Source organism: Psychroflexus curvus (assembly GCF_020164585.1).
Lineage (GTDB): Bacteria > Bacteroidota > Bacteroidia > Flavobacteriales > Flavobacteriaceae > Psychroflexus > Psychroflexus curvus.
Window position 1 is genome coordinate 1 of the sequence record NZ_JAIQZF010000019.1, and the last position, 1,008, is coordinate 1,008.

A 1,008-nucleotide genomic window follows, 5' to 3' on the forward strand; every position below is an offset into this window, starting at 1 on the left:
GAATCGAGTGAACAATTTCTCTTGATAAGTCTTTTTTCCTTGCATTACTAAAGATAATCAATTCCAAACTTTTCAATGCCAATCAATTCTATATATTTGCAAGAAATTGAGTTGTGCAACAGGCACAATGGCTAAAAAACATAGCCATTAAAGTTCCTACCTATTTTGAAACGTGATTACAGGCTACGTTTCCTAGCCTCGACCGTTAGGCAACATTTAAAAAATTCTGCAAACATTCATTTTTTTTACTTATCTTTGACGTTAGTAACGTAAAACAATAATATGATTGTTTCTTTTCGCTCGAAAGAGACTGAACAAATTTGGAATGGAAATCGAGTAAAGAAAATGCCGATTGATATTCAAAAAATTGGACGCCGAAAATTGAGAATGTTGAATAATTCGCAAAACATAGCTGATTTAAGAATCCCACCATCGAACCGACTTGAAAAGTTGAGTGGAAATTTAAGTGGTTTTTATAGCATTAGAATTAACAAACAATGGCGAATAATTTTTGAGTGGAATAGCGGAAATGCGAGCGAAGTAGAAATAATCGATTATCACTAAAAACAGAGAAAATGGAAAAGTTAGCAAATGTACATCCTGGCGAAATTTTACTTCACGAATTTCTTGAGCCACTCGAAATTTCGGCTTATCGACTTTCTAAAGATTTGAAAATACCACAAACTCGGATATCTGAAATCGTAAAAGGTCGACGTCGAATAACCGCTGACACGGCATTACGATTGAGTAAATATTTTGGTAATTCGGCTAAATTTTGGCTTGGACTTCAAGACGATTATGACATCGAAGAAGGAATTGAGAATAAAGAAAACGAGCTGAATGAAATAAAGCAGTACGCTGATAAGGACGTTGCCTAACAGCGGTAACCGTTGCACAAGCCACTAAAACTCTAAAAAATGAGTCGTTTTAAGCCCTTTTCAGGGCTTTTGTTTTTTTATCAGAGTTGGATTTACACTAAATTTAGAGGGCTTAAATCAAAGTTGATTA

The 1,008-nt window shown here is 34.5% G+C and carries 2 protein-coding genes; both read left to right on the forward strand.

Annotated features, from left to right (window positions below):
• Positions 1-282 precede the first annotated feature (282 nt).
• Entirely contained in the window at positions 283-564 is a 282-nt protein-coding gene (locus LB450_RS13590; protein WP_224489801.1) for a type II toxin-antitoxin system RelE/ParE family toxin, read from the forward strand.
• 11 nt (positions 565-575) lie between these two features.
• Complete coding sequence (locus tag LB450_RS13595; protein ID WP_093365347.1) at positions 576-878, forward strand: HigA family addiction module antitoxin; 303 nt, start codon at positions 576-578, stop codon at positions 876-878.
• The last annotated feature ends 130 nt before the right edge of the window (positions 879-1,008 follow it).

What these genes read in the sequence shown, in the direction of transcription:
- LB450_RS13590 (WP_224489801.1), top strand. Translation starts at nt 283, where the DNA reads ATGATTGTTTCTTTTCGCTCGAAAGAGACTGAACAAATTTGGAATGGA.
- LB450_RS13595 (WP_093365347.1), top strand. Translation starts at nt 576, where the DNA reads ATGGAAAAGTTAGCAAATGTACATCCTGGCGAAATTTTACTTCACGAA.